Source organism: Aquimarina sp. 433 (assembly GCF_054054605.1).
The window spans coordinates 209,382-230,566 of record NZ_JBSWZK010000005.1; the positions used below are offsets into that span (position 1 = coordinate 209,382).

Annotated in this window: 10 protein-coding genes; 9 read left to right on the top strand and 1 reads right to left on the bottom strand. The window is 34.9% G+C overall.

Features of this window, described 5'->3' with window-relative positions; all coding sequences use genetic code 11:
- Window positions 1-101 precede the first annotated feature (101 nt).
- From purL to ACWNT5_RS12335, 8 genes are all read left to right on the top strand, one after another.
- Window positions 102-3,767 (top strand): phosphoribosylformylglycinamidine synthase, encoded by a 3,666-nt coding sequence (purL, locus tag ACWNT5_RS12300; protein WP_456517488.1) that lies wholly within the window; start codon window positions 102-104, stop codon window positions 3,765-3,767.
- A 169-nt stretch (window positions 3,768-3,936) separates the two neighbouring features.
- Entirely contained in the window at window positions 3,937-6,336 is a 2,400-nt protein-coding gene (locus ACWNT5_RS12305) for a M14 family zinc carboxypeptidase (protein WP_299607621.1), read from the top strand.
- Window positions 6,337-6,423: 87 nt separating this feature from the next.
- The gene (locus ACWNT5_RS12310; RefSeq protein ID WP_299607623.1) at window positions 6,424-8,835 is read left to right on the top strand and encodes a M14 family metallopeptidase; all 2,412 of its coding nucleotides are present in this window, start codon (window positions 6,424-6,426) and stop codon (window positions 8,833-8,835) included.
- Window positions 8,836-9,109: 274 nt separating this feature from the next.
- Window positions 9,110-10,882, top strand: a complete 1,773-nt coding sequence (locus ACWNT5_RS12315; protein ID WP_299607625.1) for an AMP-dependent synthetase/ligase — start codon at window positions 9,110-9,112, stop codon at window positions 10,880-10,882.
- Between the two features lie 193 nt (window positions 10,883-11,075).
- Window positions 11,076-11,531, top strand: coding sequence for a MarR family winged helix-turn-helix transcriptional regulator (locus ACWNT5_RS12320; RefSeq protein WP_299607627.1), 456 nt, complete (start codon window positions 11,076-11,078; stop codon window positions 11,529-11,531).
- A gap of 19 nt (window positions 11,532-11,550) precedes the next feature.
- Window positions 11,551-13,956 carry a 3-hydroxyacyl-CoA dehydrogenase NAD-binding domain-containing protein gene (locus tag ACWNT5_RS12325; RefSeq protein ID WP_456517489.1) on the top strand — a complete coding sequence of 802 codons (2,406 nt, stop codon included), beginning with the start codon at window positions 11,551-11,553 and terminating at the stop codon, window positions 13,954-13,956.
- A gap of 85 nt (window positions 13,957-14,041) precedes the next feature.
- Entirely contained in the window at window positions 14,042-15,232 is a 1,191-nt protein-coding gene (locus ACWNT5_RS12330) for an acetyl-CoA C-acyltransferase (RefSeq protein WP_299899521.1), read from the top strand.
- Between the two features lie 33 nt (window positions 15,233-15,265).
- The gene (locus ACWNT5_RS12335; RefSeq protein ID WP_299607632.1) at window positions 15,266-17,074 is read left to right on the top strand and encodes an acyl-CoA dehydrogenase family protein; all 1,809 of its coding nucleotides are present in this window, start codon (window positions 15,266-15,268) and stop codon (window positions 17,072-17,074) included.
- Between the two features lie 117 nt (window positions 17,075-17,191).
- Here ACWNT5_RS12335 and ACWNT5_RS12340 read toward each other — a convergent pair whose 3' ends face one another.
- Window positions 17,192-17,986 carry a hypothetical protein gene (locus ACWNT5_RS12340; protein WP_299899523.1) on the bottom strand — a complete coding sequence of 265 codons (795 nt, stop codon included), beginning with the start codon at window positions 17,984-17,986 and terminating at the stop codon, window positions 17,192-17,194.
- Window positions 17,987-18,755: 769 nt separating this feature from the next.
- On the opposite strand from ACWNT5_RS12340, the gene ACWNT5_RS12345 reads away from it, so the two are divergent.
- Window positions 18,756-21,050, top strand: a complete 2,295-nt coding sequence (locus ACWNT5_RS12345) for a starch-binding protein (protein WP_456517490.1) — start codon at window positions 18,756-18,758, stop codon at window positions 21,048-21,050.
- The last annotated feature ends 135 nt before the right edge of the window (window positions 21,051-21,185 follow it).

Here is a 21,185-nt window from a genome sequence, read left to right on the forward strand (position 1 = left end):
TTAGTGAATAACTCCATAATTCAACTGAATTTTTATATAACACTTTCTATAGAAAAGTAGTAAATTTGCAGCTTATTAAAAACAACTCAAAGTCTGGGAGCATGATCCATTTCTTCGGAAACCAAAATGAGAAAGTATTTGCAGTACAAACTACTGATGAAATCTCAACAGAAAATAATAAAAAGTTAAGCTGGTTATTTGGAAACCAACCTAAGATATCTACGGCGTCTATTGACGCTTTTTTTGTTGGTCCTAGAGCCGCTATGATTACTCCATGGAGTACGAATGCTGTAGAGATTACTCAAAATATGGGGATCTCAGGGATCATTAGAATAGAAGAATTCAAAGCTGTTGATTCTAATTTTTCTGATTTTGATCCTATGCTTTCGCAAAAGTATAATCGTTTAGATCAGGATATTTATACTATAGATATTAAGCCAGAAGAAATTTTAGAGATTGAGGATATTGATGCTTACAACAAAGCTGAAGGATTAGCATTAAGCCCAGATGAAGTTGAATATCTTGAAGAAGTTGCTAAAAAAATCGGGAGAAAACTTACCGATTCTGAAGTGTTTGGTTTTTCTCAAGTGAATTCTGAACACTGCAGACATAAAATATTCAATGGAACTTTTGTTATAGATGGAGAAGAAAAGCCTACATCTCTATTTAAATTGATTAAGAAAACTTCAGAGACCAATCCTAACGATATTATCTCTGCTTATAAGGATAATGTTGCCTTTATTAAAGGACCAAGCGTAACGCAGTTTGCACCAAAAAGTGCTGACAAGCCAGATTTTTACGAAGAAAAAAAGTTTGATAGCGTTATTTCATTGAAAGCAGAAACCCATAATTTCCCAACCACTGTTGAGCCTTTTAATGGTGCTGCTACAGGTTCTGGAGGAGAAATCAGAGATCGTCTAGCGGGTGGAAAAGGGTCTTTACCTCTTGCAGGAACCGCTGTATATATGACTTCTTATTCTCGATTAGAAGAGAATCGCCCTTGGGAACAGGCTGTGGACGAAAGAAAATGGTTATATCAAACACCCGTAGATATTTTAATTAAAGCTTCGAATGGAGCTTCAGACTTTGGAAACAAATTCGGACAACCTTTGATTACGGGTTCTGTACTTACTTTTGAGCATGAAGAAGATGCACGGAAATTAGGATTCGATAAAGTAATTATGCAAGCCGGTGGTATAGGATACGGAAAAAATGAACAAGCATTAAAAGATCAACCGGCTACTGGAGATAAAATTGTTATTCTGGGAGGAGAGAACTATCGAATTGGTATGGGAGGTGCTGCAGTATCCTCTGCTGATACAGGAGAATTTAGTAGCGGTATCGAATTAAATGCTATTCAGCGTTCTAATCCTGAAATGCAAAAACGTGCTGCCAATGCTATTAGAGGAATGGTAGAAAGTGATATTAATACCATCGTTTCTATTCATGATCATGGTGCTGGCGGACATCTTAATTGTTTATCAGAATTAGTAGAGGAAACAGGTGGTCATATTGATTTAGATAAATTACCAGTTGGAGATCCAACACTCTCTGCGAAAGAGATCATTGGTAATGAATCTCAGGAAAGAATGGGGCTTGTTATCGGACAAAAAGATATTGAAACTTTAGAACGTATTGCGGAAAGAGAACGTTCTCCAATGTACCAAGTGGGTGATGTTACTGGTGATGATCGTTTTACATTTCAGTCTAAAACCAAAGGAGATACTCCTATGGATTTAGAACTAAGTGATATGTTTGGTAGTTCTCCTAAAACGATCATGACTGATAAAACTATTGATCGTAACTACAGTAGTATTACATATCAAAACGAAAGTATAGTAGACTATCTAGAACAAGTATTACAACTGGAAGCAGTTGCTTGTAAAGATTGGTTAACAAATAAGGTAGATCGTTGTGTAGGCGGAAAAGTAGCTAAGCAGCAATGTACAGGTCCTCTGCAATTACCGCTAAATAATTGTGGAGTCATGGCATTGGACTATACATCTAAAGAAGGTATTGCCACTTCTATAGGTCATTCCCCTATTTCAGGATTAATAGATCCAGAGGCTGGTAGTAAAAACTCTATTGCTGAAGCACTAACAAATATTGTTTGGGCACCACTTAAAGATGGATTACAATCCGTATCACTATCTGCTAACTGGATGTGGCCTTGTAAAAATGAAGGAGAAGATGCTAGGCTTTATAAAGCAGTAAAAGCAATTTCTGATTTTGCTATCGATTTAGGAATTAATGTACCTACAGGAAAGGACTCTCTTTCTATGAAACAAAAATATCCTAATGAAGAAGTAATCTCTCCTGGAACAGTAATTATATCAGCTGCTGCTAACTGTAATGACATTACCAAAGTAGTAGAACCTGTTTTTAAGAAAAATGAAGGGAACATCTATTATATAAATCTATCTCAAGATACTTTTAAACTCGGAGGATCTTCTTTTTCTCAAATCGTTAATAAAATAGGCACTGAAGCTCCGAGTATAAAAAACCCAGAGAATTTCAAGAATGTGTTTAATACAATTCAAGGATTAATACGAGATGGAAAGATTGTTGCCGGTCATGATGTAGCTTCTGGAGGACTGATTACTACATTATTAGAGCTATGTTTTGCAGATATAAACTTAGGAGCAAATATTGATCTATCTAAACTAGGAGAGCAAGATTCTATCAAGGTACTTTTTGCTGAAAATGCCGGTATTGTTTTCCAGAGTACTGCTAATGCAGATGTAGAAACCGTTTTATCTCAAAACAATATCGAATTCTTCAATATTGGTAGTGTTACAAATGAAGCTTCCTTAAGAATTACAAATGGAGATGATTCACATACACTTGAAATAGAAAGTTTACGAAAAACCTGGTATAAGACCTCTTATCTTTTAGATCAAAAGCAAACTGCAAATAATCTAGCGGAAGATCGCTACACGAATTTCTCGAATCAGCCATTACAATACGAATTTCCAAAACATTTTACTGGAAAACTACCTGTAATTGATGCTTCTAAACCAAGACCGAAAGCAGCTGTTATTAGAGAAAAAGGAAGTAATTCGGAGCGTGAAATGGCCAATGCCATGTATTTAGCTGGTTTTGATGTAAAAGATGTGCATATGACCGATCTCATCTCTGGACGTGAAACATTAGAAGACATACAATTCATTGGAGCTGTAGGAGGATTTTCTAATAGTGATGTCTTAGGATCAGCAAAAGGATGGGCAGGAGCTTTTCTTTATAACGAAAAAGCGAACAACACATTAAAAAAATTCTTCGAAAGAAAAGATACACTATCGGTAGGTATTTGCAACGGTTGCCAGTTATTTATGGAACTAGAAGTTATTAACCCTAATCATAGTGAGCATGGAAAAATGCATCATAATGATTCTCATAAGCATGAAAGTAATTTTACTTCTGTAAAAATACAAGAGAATAATTCGGTTATGTTATCATCATTAGCTGGAAGTACATTAGGTGTTTGGATTTCTCATGGAGAAGGTAAATTCCACCTTCCTCTTTCTGAAGATCAGTATAATATTGTTGCTAAATATGGATATGATTCCTATCCTGCAAATCCAAACGGATCTGACTATAACACGGCTATGATGTGTGATAAAACTGGGAGACACCTAGTAATGATGCCACATATCGAGCGTTCCACATTTCAATGGAACTGGGCTAATTATCCAGATGGAAGAGCCGATGAAGTATCTCCTTGGATAGAAGCTTTTGTAAATGCTAGAGAATGGATTGCAAAACAATAACAGCAATAGTTTAATTTACTATAGTTAATTGTTAAAAAAAGTTAGGGTTTATTTTAATATAACTGTTATTAACATATAACAGTTATTTGGATCCTCAAACAAGATCCTAAATTGTTATATACTTAATTAAAGTATAAATAACTATTTTTTAAAACCTTAAACGTAAACCGTGAAAAAATTACTATGTACCCTACTTTTTTTGGTTTCAGCCCTATCTATTGCTCAAACAAAACCAACCTATAGCAGAGCTAAAATCACCTATAATTCTCGAGCTAATTATAAAGTCCTTATGGATGCAGGAATTCCTATGGATCATGGCCAGCATAAAGAAGGAATCTTCATCATTTCAGATTTTTCTTCAGAAGAACTTGATATCGCACGAAATCTAGGATATAAAGTAGAAATCCTAATCAAAGATGCTGAAGCAGATTTTCTTGAGAGAAACGAAATAGCTAAATATCAAAAAGCAGCCCGAAATCCTACCTGTCCTTCAGGAAATGGGACAATAAATATTTATCCTACTCCATCAAATTTTGCATTAGGATCTATGGGTGGATACCTTACTTACCAAGAGATGCTAGATAATCTAGATGCGATGAGAAACCAGTATCCCAATCTAATTTCGGCAAGAGCAGATATCGGCACATTTGTTACCAATGGAACCCCAGATAATTTAGTAACTCCTTCGATCGGCGGTAATACCATCCAATGGGTTCGCATATCTGATAATCCGGATATTGATGAAAACGAATCAGAAATTTTATACGATGCAATTCATCATGCCAGAGAGCCTGCAAGTCTCTCTCAATTGATTTATTATATGTGGTACCTTCTAGAGAATTATGACTCTGATCCAGAAGTAAAGCAAATCGTTGATAACACCGAATTATATTTCGTTCCAGTCATAAATCCAGATGGATACCTTTATAATCAAGTAACTAACCCCAACGGAGGTGGTCTTTGGAGAAAAAATAGGTTTAATACACATGGTGTTGACAACAATAGAAACTACGACCATTATCCAAATGGAAATGCCGCAAATGCTACATGGGGAGGTCCTGGATCTTCTAGTAGCACCAGTGCTCAGACATATCATGGGACGAGTGCATTTTCTGAAGTAGAAAATCAAGCTATGAAATGGTTTACAGAGCAGCATGAATTTGTTATCGCTTTGAACAATCATACATTTGGTGAATTATTATACTTTCCATATTCTTATGCAGACAATACCCCTACTCCCGATGAAGATATATTTATCGCAATTGGCGCTGAACTTACTTCTCAAAATGGATATAGTCCACTAAGAGACGCTCCTTTTTCTGGAGATAGTGATGATTTTATGTATGGAGGAACTACACAACCTCATGATAAGATATTTTCTTTCACACCAGAGGTTGGAACTTCATTTTGGCCCGTATCTAATCAGATAGATGGAATTTGCAAGGAAATGATGTATCTCAATCTTACCGCTGCAAAAATGACCAACAACTACGCGCAGATAGAAAGTAATGGGAGCGTTTTTGTAGGAGACAATTTAATTGTTAACGCTGATTTTACATTAAGAAGATTAGGAATTACTGGAAATGGAAATTTCACTGTAACGATTACTCCCATATCATCAAACATTTCTAATGTAGGAAATCCAAAAAATTACACGAACACGCAGATAGGTACAGATATATCAGATAGCATAGAGATTGTTCTAGACAATTCTGTAAATACAAATGATGACATAGAGTATATAATTCAAGTAGATGGAGGTTTATTAACCGAATCTATTCAGGTTACCAAAAAGTTTGGAGCATTACAACAAGTAGTTAATAATGATGCCAGTGATATAAATGACTACACCCAATCTGGTTGGTCTACAACAACAACTACATTTGTTTCATCTAACAGTTCTATAACAGAATCACCTACTGGAAACTATGGATCTAATCAAAATAAATCTATAGAACTTTCACAAATGATTGATCTCACAGATGCTACTGCCGCAAATGTTCAATTCTATGCGAAATGGAATATTGAAAATAATTGGGATTACGCTCAGTTTGAAGTATCTATAGATGATGGAGCTTCTTGGATTCCCCAATGTGGTAAATTCACCAATTCTGGAAGTACAAATGCGGGGCAACCAACAGACGAGCCTTTGTATGACGGCGTACAAAATGATTGGATACTAGAAGAGATTAGTCTTAGTGATTATTTGGGTGAAACCATAAAAGTTAGATTTCAATTTGTATCAGACGATCAAATTGAACAAGATGGATTCTATTTTGATGATCTAATAGTCAATATTTTAAATCCAAATGTTTTGGATGTTGAAGAAAATTTATTGTCTGCATTCAAAGTTTTCCCAAATCCTGCAAAAGACATGCTAACCATTACACCTGCAAATGTGGGAGATTACAATATTTATATAAAAAATATATTGGGGCAAGAAGTGATGAGTAGGAATCAAATGACAGGAACACAAGAATTTAATATATCGAACCTTAGATCTGGTCTATACTTCTTAAATATTGAAGTTTCTGGAAACACGAAAACAATTAAAATTATCAAACAATAATAAAACTTAGTATCAACTTAAGATTATCTATTTGTCCTTTTGATTATCAAAAAAACCTTAATATCATTAAACAAAATTTTAAAATCGATGAAAACAGTACTTTTCATAATGATGTCCCTAGTTTGTTGTTTTGCAATAGCTCAGGAATCATCTATTTATAAAAAAGTTAAAATCAACTATAACACCCCTGACAATTACAGACTTTTAGAAAAAGAAGGGATTCCAATGGATCATGGTATTCATAAACAAGGAATTTTTATCATTTCAGATTATTCTGAAAGAGAGATAGAAATTATAAAACGCCTTGGTATAGATTTTGAAATTTTAATCGAAGATGTTACATCCGATTTTCTTAAAAAAAACAAAATTGCTAAAAATCAAAAAGTAACTAAAAACCTTTCTTGTCCAGCAAATAACAATCCTATTATCATATACCCTACTCCTTCAAATTTTAGTTTAGGATCTATGGGGGGATATCTGACATATCAGGAAATGTTAGATAATCTAGACGAAATGCACTCTAAATACCCAAACCTAATCACTGCCCGAGCTGATGTAGGTAATTTTTTAACTAATGGAACTCCCGATAACAATGTCTCTCCATCAATTGGAGGAAATGCTTTGCAATGGGTTCGAATTTCAGACAATCCTAATACCGATGAGTCTTCTGAACCAGAAATATTATACAATTCAATACACCATGCTAGAGAGCCTGCAAGCTTATCACAGCTAATTTACTTTATGTGGTATTTACTAGAAAATTATGAAACTGATTCAGAAATCAAAGCGATCCTAGATAACACACAATTGTACTTTATACCAGTGGTAAACCCAGACGGATATCTGTATAATGAGCTTACAAACCCAAATGGAGGAGGCTTATGGAGAAAAAATAGGTTTAACACCCATGGAGTAGATAATAACCGAAATTATGACCATTATATAGATGGCACTATCGCTACATCCACTTGGAACACTGTAGGAACTTCCAATGACACCTCCTCTAATGTTTATGCAGGTACTAGCGCATTTTCTGAAGTAGAAACACGAGCCATGAAATGGTTTGTAGAACAGCATAATTTTACAATATCTATGGATAATCATACTTCTGGCGAATTACTACTGATGCCATATGGTTATGAACCCAATAACCCCACACCAGAAGGAGATATTTACCAAACAATCTCAGAAGAATTAGTATCACAGAATAATTATAGCAACATACTTATCACTGATTTAACTGTTGCTGCTGGCGGAAGTGTTGATTATATGTACGGCGGTACTATACAACCACATAATAGAATTTTTGGATTTTCGCCAGAAATAGGGACTTCATTCTGGCCTACTTCCGTTCTGATTGATCGTATTTGTAAAGAGATGATGTATCTAAATATTACTGCAGCTAAAATGACTCATAATTTTGCAAAGGTTGAGAGTAATCAGACTGAATTTATTGGTGATAATATAACCTATAATGCAGATTATGTTATAAATCGTTTAGGACTGAATGGCAATGGTAATTTTACAGTAAGTATCATTCCTGTAAGCAGCAATATCGAAAGCGTTGGAGCTTCTAAAAGTTATACAAATCTTACTATAGGAAATCCTATCAATGATCAAATAGTGATCAATTTAAAAAATACCGTCAATACGGGAGATGAAATCGTTTATACCATAGAAGCAGATGGAGGCATCATCAAATATTCTACCACAGTAACTCAAAGATTTGGTTCTTTTCAAGCATTGGTTAATAATAACGCCGACACTCTAAATGATTTTACTGGAGCTGGATGGAGCACTACCAGTACTACTTTTGTTTCCGCTTCATCATCTATTACCGAATCACCAAGTGGTAATTATGGCCCAAATCAAAGAAAAATAATCGAACTTGATCAAAATATTGATCTTACCAGCGTTATTGCAGCAAATGTTCAATTCTATGCGAAATGGGATATTGAAAATAATTGGGATTACACTCAGTTTGAAGTATCTATAGACAACGGAGCTTCCTGGATTCCGCAATGTGGTAAATTCACTAATTCTGGAAGTAGTAATATAATACAACCTACTGGAGAACCCTTATATGATGGCACCCAAACTGATTGGGTATTAGAAGAAATTAGTCTGAGTGATTATATTGGAGAAACTATAAAAGTTAGGTTTCAGTTTGTATCAGATGATCAAGTAGAGCAAGATGGTTTTTACTTTGATGATCTCGTTATAAATACTTTAAATCAAAACACACTAGACATTGAGGAGAACATATTGTCTGAATTTGTAGTTTTCCCTAATCCTTTAAAAGATATACTAACTATTACTCCGAATGCTACGAGTAATTTTAATATTCAATTGAGAGATGTAATAGGCAAAGAAGTAATGACAAAAAAACAAGCTTCTGGAAATCAAGAATTTGATCTTTCAAAATTAAACACTGGATTGTACTTTTTAACGATTGAATTAGGAGAAAGTGTAAAAACTTTTAAAATCATAAAACAATAAAAATTCAATTAAAACCTATAAAAATTAAGGAGTTATCAAAAGATAGCTCCTTTTTTTATATATTAGGGTTGTGTATTGTTATATTTTTTATAATTTGCGAAACTATGCACGCATAGTAGTTTTTAAAATTCTTTTGTAATTAAAAAGTAAGAGAATTTTAAGTAATAAACCAAAAAATTTGTGCAACTTTATAATAACGGTTACAGTTATGTTTATAAGAACGTACCAAGTGATCGAAGTTCTTTAAAACAGAGTAAAACTATCTGAAAAACGTATGAATACAATTACTAGATTATTTGATTTTCCGCATTACCAATTAGAGAAATATAACCTAGACAAAGCCTTAATCACCAAATATAATGGAGAATGGGTCGCTACTTCAACGAAAGAATATGTAGAAAAAGCAAATCAGATCAGTCGTGGTCTTTTACGATTAGGTGTAAAACCAAATGATAAGGTTGCTATTATTTCTTCAAATAACAGAACCGAATGGAATATTGTAGATATCGGTGTATTACAAATTGGGGCTCAGGATGTGCCTATCTACCCTACTATTTCTCAAGAAGATTATGAATATGTATTAAATCACTCTGAATCTATGTATTGCTTCGTGTCTGATGACGAAGTTTTACAAAAAGTAAATAACATTAAAGGAAATGTTCCTTCACTAAAAGGAGTATATTCTTTTACTGACCTTGACGGTTGTGATAGTTGGAATAAAGTTTTAGAACTTGGAAAAGACGACAGCAATCAAGAAGAGGTAGAAAAAATAATGGCGTCTGTAAAAGAGGACGATCTAGCAACTTTGATTTATACATCCGGAACTACCGGAAGACCAAAAGGTGTAATGCTAAGCCATAAAAACGTGGTAAGCAATGCATTGCATAGTTCTACAAGATTCCCAATTGTAGATGGAGAAACAAAAGCATTGAGCTTCTTACCTGTATGTCATATATATGAGCGAATGTTGATGTATTTATATCAATATAGAGGAGTTGGTATTTACTTCGCAGAATCACTAGAAACAATTAGTGATAATTTAAAAGAAGTAAAACCAGACGTAATGACTGCGGTTCCTAGATTATTAGAAAAAGTATATGATAAGATTATTGCTAAAGGAACAGATCTTACTGGAATCAAAAAGAAATTATTTTTCTGGGCTGTTGAATTAGGTCTTAAATATGAGCCATACGAAGCCAACGGTTGGTGGTATGAAAAGAAACTAGGAATAGCAAGAAAACTTATATTCAGTAAATGGCAAGAAGCTTTAGGAGGGAATCTAAAAGTAATTGCTTCTGGTAGTGCTGCATTACAATCTCGACTTGCCAGAGTATTTAACGCTGCTGGAATCAGTGTGATGGAAGGCTATGGATTAACCGAAACATCTCCTGTAGTATCTGTAAACGATGTACGCGATAGAGGTTTTAAAATAGGTACTGTAGGAAAAATGATTCCCGAAACCGAAGTTAAGATTGCAGAAGATGGAGAAATTCTTGTAAAAGGTCCTCAAGTGATGATGGGATATTATAAGGATGAAGAAAAAAGTAAAGAAGTGTTACAAAACGGGTATTTCCATACTGGAGATATTGGAGAAATAGATGGTGAAGGTTTCTTACGCATCACAGATCGTAAAAAAGAGATGTTCAAAACTTCTGGAGGAAAATATGTTGCTCCTCAAGTAATCGAAAATGCGATGAAACAATCTCGTTTTATAGAACAAATTATGGTCATTGGAGATGGAGAAAAAATGCCAGCTGCTTTCGTTCAACCTAATTTTGAATTTGTGAAAGACTGGGCCACGAGAAAAGGAATTTCGATTGGTGCTACTCATGAAGAAATTGTTTCCAACCAAACAGTAATTGACCGTTTCCAAGAAGAAGTAGACGAACATAACGAAAAATTTGGAAAATGGGAACGCATCAAAAAGTTTGAACTAACTGCAGATGAGTGGAGTATCGATGCTGGACACCTTACTCCTACTATGAAATTAAAAAGACGTGTAATCAAGGCAAAATACCAAGATTTATACGCTAAGATTTATGGCTAATTCAATTCACTGATTACAAATGTATGGTGTAAAACTTTAACTTTAAATCAGTAAACTCCTCATTTTATGGGGAGTTTTTTTATTAATTCATCAGAAAAATGTAAATTACTTGCTCTTTTTGTAATTTTTTATCCAATTTATTATGCGTGCATAATAAATTTTTCTTACCTTTACAGCATAACAAATTTTCTGAATGAGAGAAAAAACAATTGATTATGCACTCCGCGCTACATGGATGGCTGTAGCCAAGATGTACAACGAGGAAGCAAGTAAAAAAGGAAGTACTATGGCAACCGGATTTGCTTTAATAAGCATTGATCCCGAAAATGGAACACCATCTACTTCTTTAGGCCCAAAAATGGGTATGGAAGCCACTAGTCTATCAAGAACTTTGAAAACCATGGAAGAAAAAGGATTGATCTTCAGAAAGAAAAATCCTCAAGATGGACGTGGCGTATTAATTTATCTAACTCCTTTTGGATTAGAAATGAGAAACTTTTCTAAAGACGTAGTATTTACTTTCGATCATGCTGTACGAAAGCATGTTCCAAAAGAGAAACTTGATACTTTCTTAGAGGTTTTTCAAATGATTAATGATCTCATAGCTACAAAGAAAATTTACACGAATAAAGAATCTATAACATCTTAACAACCAGAAGTTAAAAAAAATGAAAAGAGTCATTAAAAAAGTTGCAGTCGTTGGTTCAGGAATAATGGGCTCAGGTATTGCGTGTCATTTCGCCAATATCGGTGTCGAAGTACTATTATTAGATATCGTACCAAGAGAATTAAACGACAAAGAAAAGGCAAAAGGCCTTACACTAGAAAGTAAAGTGGTTCGTAACAGGTTAGTAAATGATTCACTAACTGCCGCTCTTAAATCCAAACCTTCACCAATATTCAGTCAAAAATTTGCTGCTCGTATCACTACTGGAAATCTGGAAGACGATATCGCAAAAGTAGCTGATGTAGACTGGATCATCGAGGTTGTCGTAGAAAGACTTGATATTAAGAAACAAGTTTTTGAAAATTTAGAAAAGTATAGAACACCAGGAACCTTAATTACTTCTAATACTTCTGGTATTCCAATTAAATTTATGAATGAAGGAAGAAGTGAAGATTTTCAAAAGCATTTTTGTGGAACGCACTTCTTTAACCCGGCTAGATACCTAAAATTATTCGAAATCATTCCTGGACCAAACACTTCATCTGAAGTACTTGAGTTCTTAAATGGATATGGAGAGCAATACTTGGGTAAAACTTCAGTTGTAGCAAAAGATACACCTGCTTTTATCGGTAACCGTATTGGTATCTTTAGTATCATGAGTTTATTCCATATGGTAAAAGAGATGGGATTAACTATAGAAGAAGTAGACAAATTAACAGGTCCTGTAATAGGTCGCCCAAAATCTGCAACTTTTAGAACTGTAGATGTGGTTGGTTTAGACACCTTAGTTCACGTGGCAAATGGTATTGCTGATAACTGCCCGGATGATGAACGCCATGAATTATTTAAACTTCCTGATTTCATCAATACCATGATGAAAAATAAATGGTTAGGAAGCAAAACAGGACAAGGGTTCTATAAAAAGCACGTTTCTCCAGAAGGAAAAAAGGACATTCTTTCTCTTGATTTAGATACGCTAGAATATAGAGAAAAGAAAAGAGCGTCATTTGCTACTTTAGAAATGACCAAAACTATTGATAAAGTAGTAGATCGTTTTAAAGTATTAGTAGCAGGAAAGGATAAAGCTGGAGAGTTTTATCGTAAAAACTTAGCCGCTCTTTTTGCTTATGTATCTAATCGTATTCCTGAAATCACAGATGACCTTTATAAGATTGATGACGCTATGAAAGCTGGTTTTGGTTGGGAACATGGACCTTTCCAGATCTGGGATGCTGTAGGCGTTGAAAAAGGAATCGAAATGATGAAGGCAGAAGGATATGAGCCAGCTGCTTGGGTAAATGATATGATCGCTTCAGGAAGTACTTCTTTCTATACTGTAAAAGAAGGTGCTACTTATTACTATGATATTCCTAAAAAAGAACAAGTAAAAGTTCCAGGACAAGATGCATTTATCATCTTAGATAATATCCGTAAATCCACAGAAGTTTTCAAAAACAGTGGTGTTGTAGTTGAAGATCTTGGAGATGGAATCCTAAATGTAGAATTCCAAAGTAAGATGAACACTATCGGTGGAGATGTGCTTGCAGGATTAAATAGAGCTATCGATATTGCTGAAAAGGATTTCCAAGGATTAGTAGTTGGTAATCAAGCAGCTAATTTCTCAGTAGGAGCTAACATTGGAATGATCTTTATGATGGCTGTTGAGCAAGAATATGATGAATTGAATATGGCAGTAAAATACTTCCAAGATTCTATGATGCGTATGCGTTACTCAGCTATCCCAACAGTAGTTGCTCCTCACGGAATGGCATTAGGTGGTGGATGTGAAATTTCACTTCATGCCGATAAAGTTGTGGCTGCAGCAGAAACCTATATGGGATTAGTAGAATTCGGAGTTGGTGTAATTCCTGGTGGTGGTGGATCCAAGGAGATGGCACTAAGAGCATCAGATCTTTTTAGAAAAGATGATGTAGAGCTAAATGTTCTTCAGGAGCACTTCTTAACTATCGGAATGGCAAAAGTATCGACTTCTGCTTACGAAGCATTTGATACTAATCTTCTTCAAAAAGGAAAAGATATCGTAGTAGTTAATAAAGATCGTCAGATTGCTACTGCTAAAGCATATGCTAAATTAATGGCTGAGCAAGGATATACACAGCCAGTGAAAAGAAAAGATGTAAAAGTACTTGGTAAACAAGCACTAGGAATGTTCTTAGTAGGTACAGATTCTATGGAAGCTAGTAAATACATCTCAGAACATGATCATAAAATAGCAAATAAGTTAGGTTACGTAATGGCTGGAGGAGACTTATCCGAACCAACTTTCGTGACAGAACAATATTTGTTAGATCTAGAACGCGAAGCTTTCTTATCATTATGTACAGAACGCAAAACGTTAGAGCGTATAGAACACATGCTTAAAAAAGGTAAACCTTTAAGAAACTAGCATTAAGTAATTAGATTACAAGATTGCAAGGTTATCAACTATCCAATCAATCTAAAAATCAAATAATCTAAAAATCCATAAAGAAATGAAAACCGCATATATAGTAAAAGCATATAGAACAGCCGTAGGAAAAGCACCTCGCGGAGTCTTCAGATTTAAAAGAACTGATGAGTTAGCCGCTGAAACAATTCAGCACATGATGAAAGAACTTCCTCAACTAGATAAGAGCCGTATCGACGATGTGATCGTAGGAAATGCGATGCCAGAAGGATCACAAGGATTAAACATGGCTCGTTTAATTTCATTAATGGGATTAGAATCTATAGATGTACCAGGAGTAACTGTTAATAGATTTTGTTCTTCAGGAATAGAAACTATTGGTATGGCTACTGCAAAAATACAAGCTGGAATGGCAGACTGTATCATCGCTGGTGGTGCAGAAAGTATGAGTTCTGTTCCCATGACCGGATATAAGACTGAATTAAACTATGATTTAGCAAAATCTGGTCATGAAGATTATTATTGGGGAATGGGAAATACTGCCGAAGCTGTTGCGAATCAGTTTAAGGTTTCTAGAGAAGATCAAGATGAGTTCGCTTACAATTCTCATATGAAAGCTTTAAAAGCACAGGCAGAAAATCGTTTCCAGGATCAAATCGTTCCAATCAATGTAGAGCAAATTTATGTTGACGAAAATGGTAAAAAAGCTTCTAAATCATATACTGTAACTAAAGACGAAGGGCCTCGTGCTGGAACAAGCAAAGAAGTATTAGGTAAACTACGTCCTGTATTTGCTGCTGGTGGTAGTGTTACCGCTGGAAACTCTTCACAGATGAGTGATGGTGCTGCTTTTGTAATGGTAATGAGTGAAGACATGGTAAAAGAACTTAATCTAGAACCAATTGCTAGATTAGTAAACTATGCTGCTGCAGGTGTAGAACCAAGAATTATGGGTATTGGTCCTGTAAAAGCTATTCCTAAAGCATTAAAACAAGCAGGTCTTAAGCAAGACGATATAGAACTTATTGAACTTAACGAAGCATTTGCATCACAATCTTTAGCGGTTATGCGCGAACTTAATATCAATCAGGATATAGTAAACGTAAACGGAGGAGCTATCGCATTAGGACATCCGCTTGGATGTACTGGAGCAAAACTATCCGTGCAGCTATTTGATGAAATGCGTAAACGTGATATGAAAGGAAAATACGGAATGGTAACCATGTGTGTTGGAACCGGACAAGGTGCTGCAGGTATTTTTGAATTTTTGAATTAAAAAAAACTAGAATAAAGAAATAACACTAATAAAATGAGTACAGAAACTTTAAATAAAGACATTCTTAGAGGAGGACAATTCCTTGTTAAAGAAACGAAAGCTGAAGATGTATTTACTCCAGAAGATTTTTCTGAAGAGCAAAAGATGATGCGTGATAGTACTAAAGAATTCGTTGATCGCGAACTTTGGGCACACTGGGAAAGATTTGAATCAAAAGATTATGCTTTTACAGAGGAATGTATGAAGAAAGCTGGTGAGCTTGGTCTTCTTGGTGTAGCAGTTCCTGAAGCGTATGGTGGACTAGGAATGGGATTTGTTTCTACGATGTTAGTATGTGATTACATTTCTGGTGCTACAGGATCGTTTAGTACTGCATTTGGAGCACATACTGGTATTGGTACTATGCCAATTACATTATATGGTAATGAAGAACAAAAACAAAAATATGTTCCTAAATTAGCTTCTGGTGAGTGGTTTGGAGCGTACTGTCTTACAGAGCCAGGTGCTGGTTCTGATGCAAACTCTGGTAAAACAAAAGCCGTATTATCAGAAGATGGATCACACTACCTAATATCTGGTCAAAAAATGTGGATCTCTAATGCAGGGTTCTGTAATGTATTTATTGTATTTGCTCGTATTGGAGATGATAAAAATATCACAGGATTTATCGTAGAAAATGATCCTTCTAATGGAATTTCTCTTGGAGATGAAGAGAAGAAATTAGGAATCCACTCCTCTTCTACTCGTCAGGTATTCTTTAGCGACACTAAAGTTCCTGTAGAGAATATGTTATCTGAAAGAGGAAACGGATTTAAGATTGCAATGAATGCCTTAAATGTTGGACGTATCAAATTAGCAGCTGCTTGTTTGGATGCACAACGTAGAGTAATTGGAGAAGCTACAAAATATGCTAATGAGCGTATTCAGTTTAAGACTCCAATTATGAACTTTGGAGCGATCAAAGCTAAGATTGCTGAAATGGCAACGAATACGTATGCTGATGAATCTGCTTCTTATAGAGCTGCGAAAAATATTGAAGATAGAATTGCTATCCGTCAAGCGGAAGGAAATACGCATCAAGAAGCTGAATTAAAAGGAGTTGAAGAATATGCAATTGAGTGTTCTATTTTGAAAGTAGCAGTTTCTGAAGACGTTCAGAATACTACTGATGAAGGTATCCAGATTTTTGGAGGAATGGGATTCTCTGCAGACACGCCTATGGAATCTGCTTGGAGAGATGCTCGTATTTCTCGTATCTATGAAGGTACTAACGAAATCAACAGAATGTTAGCTGTGGGAATGTTAGTGAAGAAAGCAATGAAAGGACATGTAGATCTTTTAGGACCAGCAATGAAAGTTGCTGATGAACTAACAGGAATTCCTTCTTTTGATACTCCGGATTATTCCGTATTATTTTCTGAAGAAAAAGAAATTCTTGCTAAACTTAAGAAAGTATTCTTAATGGTAGCAGGATCTGCTGTTCAGAAATTCGGTCCACAATTAGAAGAGCACCAACAATTATTGATGGCTGCTTCAGATATTCTTATCGAAATCTATATGGCTGAATCTACGATCTTACGTACAGAGAAAAATGCAAAACGTTTTGGAGAAGATTCTCAGGAAATCCAGATCGCTATGTCTCAATTATATTTATACAATGCCGTAGACATTATTATCAAGAAAGGAAAAGAAGCGATTGTTTCTTTTGCTGAAGGTGATGAGCAGCGTATGATGCTTATGGGACTTAAGCGTTTTACTAAATATGCAAACCAGCCAAATGTTGTTGCATTAAGAACTAAAATTGCAGATAAAGTAGCCGCAGAAAACGGATACTGCTTCTAATAATAATTTTAATAAATCCTATCCTAAGGATTAAAACTAGGAAAGTTGTTTAATTTTGATTTAATAGACCGCCTTTCTGTTGGGGAAAGGCGGTTTTTTATTTCTTATATTATATAATTATCCTCTACAACCACGGATCACACCAAAAAGGAAGTCATCAGCAGCTTGCCCATACTCATCTCCACAATTTCTATCAAAAGGATTCGTACTTCCTCCAAGCACTCTTCCACACTGATCATGATCTAAACAATCTTTAGTCCAAGCACTGGCAATAGTAAAAATTCCTGGACATCCAGATCCACAGCGACCTAAACAACGATCTCCATTAACTAGTTTTCGATCACTAAAGGATTGTCCATTGTTATCATCATATTCGGCTGTAACATAGGTGTTCTTTCTGATACAGGTAATACCTTCATCATTACCTTTCGACAAATTTGTTTGAGAACCTTTTATTACGATTTTCTCGTAACGATAATTATTCGGTGATTTCGCCCAATACTCTAATAATCGTAATAAGGTAAACTCCGCCATTGTAAAATTATCTACAGAACCATCTTTAAATAAATACATTGATAACTCTTCTCCTAACATCAATAGCGTTTCTTTTTCTTTGGTAGAAAGTATTACATTTTTTCCGTCAATTTCAATAAACTCGTTGCTGTAATCTATCGAAGCTGTAATTCTTACATCATTAATAGAAACTTTAACCTGATAGTAATTCAAATCCTTACTGGTTACCTTATAACCAATCTGAAAGCCATTTATTTCTTTATTTCCTTCTAAATGGTCTTCTTGGTGCACTTCTAAACCAAGCACTTCTTTTGTTTGTATATCTTCTTGTTTATCGCAAGAAAATAACACCAAAAGGAATAAAAAAAATAATCCGTAAAATCTAAAATGAATTTTCATAATAAAATATATTTAAGTTGGTTCCTTAAAGATACCCTAGTAAAATTCTTTAAAGACAAAGAAAATATTATGAAAACATTAATCTATTATAACGTAAAGACAGTCTTTAAAAGTAAACCTAAAAAATTCTAAACTGATGATTTCTAGAAGATATGATGGATACAACAAAAAGTAGCGCGTACTAGCAAAATCCTAAAAATTACCGAAATACTATAAAAAATTGTTAATTATAGCTTGTTTCTCAACATATTATGTGAAATAGTAAGAATTTATCAACACGAAAACGTTGTAGTAACTTTTAGAAACTCAAAAATTGAATATTTCGTAATAACTTAGTGGAAATTTAACACAAGAAACACTTTTACAAACTAAAATTTACGAATTATGAAAACAATTTCACCTCCTCCGAAAATTTCTAAATTGTTTGAGCTACTCTAATTAAACAAACTTTTCTTTTAAATATTCAGTCAGGAATACAAGAATAAATTTCTAAAATAAAGATTGCCGAGAAAAAATTACTTATTACTTGTCGTTATAACTAATATGTCATCAGTCGAATAATTACCAAAAGACTATTAGTTTAAAAATTCTTTAAAATGGTGTAACGTAAATCAGTGTTACGATTATTCCTATTTCAAATACATACGACCAGCTTATTATTAATCTCTTCAGGCTCTTTTTTCCGACAGCGAAAATTTGAGAAAAACACAAATTTACTTACGTATTTAAAACCTCCGTTCTCACTAAAGAACACAAAAAATCTTATGAAATGAAAAGAAAAACCCTTTTTAAAATTTTAGTAAGCTTCTTATGCTGCTTCCCGCTTATGCAGATGCAAGCACAAGATGAAGACGTTATGTTCCAAGCCTTTGATTGGAATGTTCAAAACCAACCTGCTGGTCAAACTTGGTATGATGTAGTAACCAGTGTAAGTAGTACGATTAGCGATGCTGGTATTGATCTAATATGGATGCCGCCTCCAAGTAACTCAGCAGCGCCACAGGGATACCTTCCAAGGGAACTTTATAATTTTAACAGTGCCTACGGTACAGAAACACAATTGAGAAATCTAATCAACCAGTATCACTCTCAGGATGTAAGAGTAATTAGTGATATTGTAATCAACCATAGAGTTGGTAGCAATGACGCCGTTACTTTTACCAATCCTGCTTGGCCAACTTATTTTATTACTGCCGATGATGAAGGTAGAAATTTTGTAAACTTCCCAGTAGAGTTTAGTATCAATGGTGATTTTGTTCCTGGTAATGCTCTAAAAGCAGATGGATCTGGTGGTGGATTTGCTGCTGCAAGAGATTTAGATCATGAAAATCCAGAAGTACGACAAGAAATCATCGCGTGGATGAATTTCTTAAGAAATGATTTAGGTTTCGATGGTTGGAGATATGATTTCGTACATGGATATAATCCTATATACAACAAAGAATATAACGATGCTACAAATCCTTATTTTGCAGTGGGAGAATTACTAGAAAGTAGCAGAGTACAAACCAACAATTTTGTAAACTGGACACAAGGATCTTCATCTGCATTTGATTTTAATACTAAAGTAAGTCTTCAAAATGCGCTAAGAGATAATAATTTATCTTACCTAAGAGACTTTTCTGGTAATCCATCTGGAATGATCGGAATCAACCCAACAAAATCCGTAACTTTTTTAGATAATCATGACACTGGAGAAGCGCAACAATGTTGTGGATCTAATTTTGTATTTCCCGGAGGAGAAACCAATTTAAGAAAAGGATACGCTTACATTTTAACACACCCTGGTAATCCAATGGTATTCTGGACACACTTCTTTGATGCTGGAGCCGGAGTACAAAACGCGATTAGAGATTTAATCGCAATTAGAAAAGATGTAAGAGTATTTGCTGGATCTTCTATTAACATTGCAGAAGCAAGAAATGATTTATATGCAGCCTATATCGATGGACGAAATGGTACTATTGCCATGAAATTAGGAAGTGGTAATTGGTCTCCTAATGGAAGTGGATGGACTCTAAGAACTTCTGGAAGTGATTACGCTGTTTGGACACAAGGTGGTGGAGATAATACAGGTGGTGGAGAAACTGTAGCTCCTTTTACTGTTAATTTCAAAAAACCATCTATTTGGGGAAATACAATCAACGCATATTTCTTTGATGCTTCAGCTAATGCAACTATTTCAGGAACTGCTGGTTGGCCAGGACAACAGATGACTAACATCTCTGGTACTCCTTGGTATTCTTATACATTAACACCACCCGCTGGAGTATCTGCTGTTAACATAAGAGTAATCTTTAACGATGGAAGCAATCAAACTGGAGATTTATCCAGAAGTACAGACGGTTGGTATACCAATGGAACGTGGTCTGATACTTGTCCATCTGACTGTAGCTCATCTGGAGGAGGATCTAATGATGTTACATTAAACTTCCAAAAACCTAGTAGTGGATGGGGTACTAATGCTAATTTATATCTATTCAATAGAGCTACAAACCAAACATTAGCTGGAACCCCTGGATGGCCAGGAGATGTGATGACCAATTTAAGTGGAACTTCTTGGGCAAGAAAAACATTTACAATACCAAACGGAGTATCCGCAAATGATATCGGAGTTGTATTCAATAATGGAAATGGTCAACAAACTGTAGACCTTACTCGAGGTACAGATGGATGGTTTACTGTTACCGGAAGTAGTAGCGGACAAAGAACAGGAACTTGGTCTGCAAATTGTCCGAATAACTGTCCTTCTACAAGAGCACTAGAATTAGCTGATGAAGCTGATAAAGGAAATAGTTCGATTATAGAAACAGACGTTACGCTGTGGCCAAATCCTGTAAGAGAAAGAGGAACCTTAAGTGTTAATACTCCAGAAAACGGTGTCTTAAGTGTGTCTATTTCGAATATTTTAGGTCAGACAAAAACAATTTATAGCGAAAGTACCTTAAAAGGAAATCAAACTATTGAGATCAACGCTAATGATATGCGCGAATCTGGAATATATTTCTGTACGGTTACCCTTAATGGAGCAAAACTGAAAAGAATTAAAATTGTAAAACAATAATTTTTTTGTCCTAATTACTTACCATCATATCACATGTTGATATGTCAGTCAAAAAGCGGTCGTTTGAAGTAAACGACCGCTTTTTTTTATGATTAGAATTCACCCTTTCCTTTAAGTTAATCATCCTCGGTTCAA

Excerpts from the sequence above, each read along its gene's own strand:
- purL (WP_456517488.1), top strand. The coding sequence starts at position 102 with ATGATCCATTTCTTCGGAAACCAAAATGAGAAAGTATTTGCAGTACAA.
- ACWNT5_RS12310 (WP_299607623.1), top strand. The coding sequence starts at position 6,424 with ATGAAAACAGTACTTTTCATAATGATGTCCCTAGTTTGTTGTTTTGCA.
- ACWNT5_RS12315 (WP_299607625.1), top strand. The coding sequence starts at position 9,110 with ATGAATACAATTACTAGATTATTTGATTTTCCGCATTACCAATTAGAG.
- ACWNT5_RS12320 (WP_299607627.1), top strand. The coding sequence starts at position 11,076 with ATGAGAGAAAAAACAATTGATTATGCACTCCGCGCTACATGGATGGCT.
- ACWNT5_RS12325 (WP_456517489.1), top strand. The coding sequence starts at position 11,551 with ATGAAAAGAGTCATTAAAAAAGTTGCAGTCGTTGGTTCAGGAATAATG.
- ACWNT5_RS12330 (WP_299899521.1), top strand. The coding sequence starts at position 14,042 with ATGAAAACCGCATATATAGTAAAAGCATATAGAACAGCCGTAGGAAAA.
- ACWNT5_RS12335 (WP_299607632.1), top strand. The coding sequence starts at position 15,266 with ATGAGTACAGAAACTTTAAATAAAGACATTCTTAGAGGAGGACAATTC.
- ACWNT5_RS12340 (WP_299899523.1), bottom strand. The coding sequence starts at position 17,986 with ATGAAAATTCATTTTAGATTTTACGGATTATTTTTTTTATTCCTTTTG.
- ACWNT5_RS12345 (WP_456517490.1), top strand. The coding sequence starts at position 18,756 with ATGAAAAGAAAAACCCTTTTTAAAATTTTAGTAAGCTTCTTATGCTGC.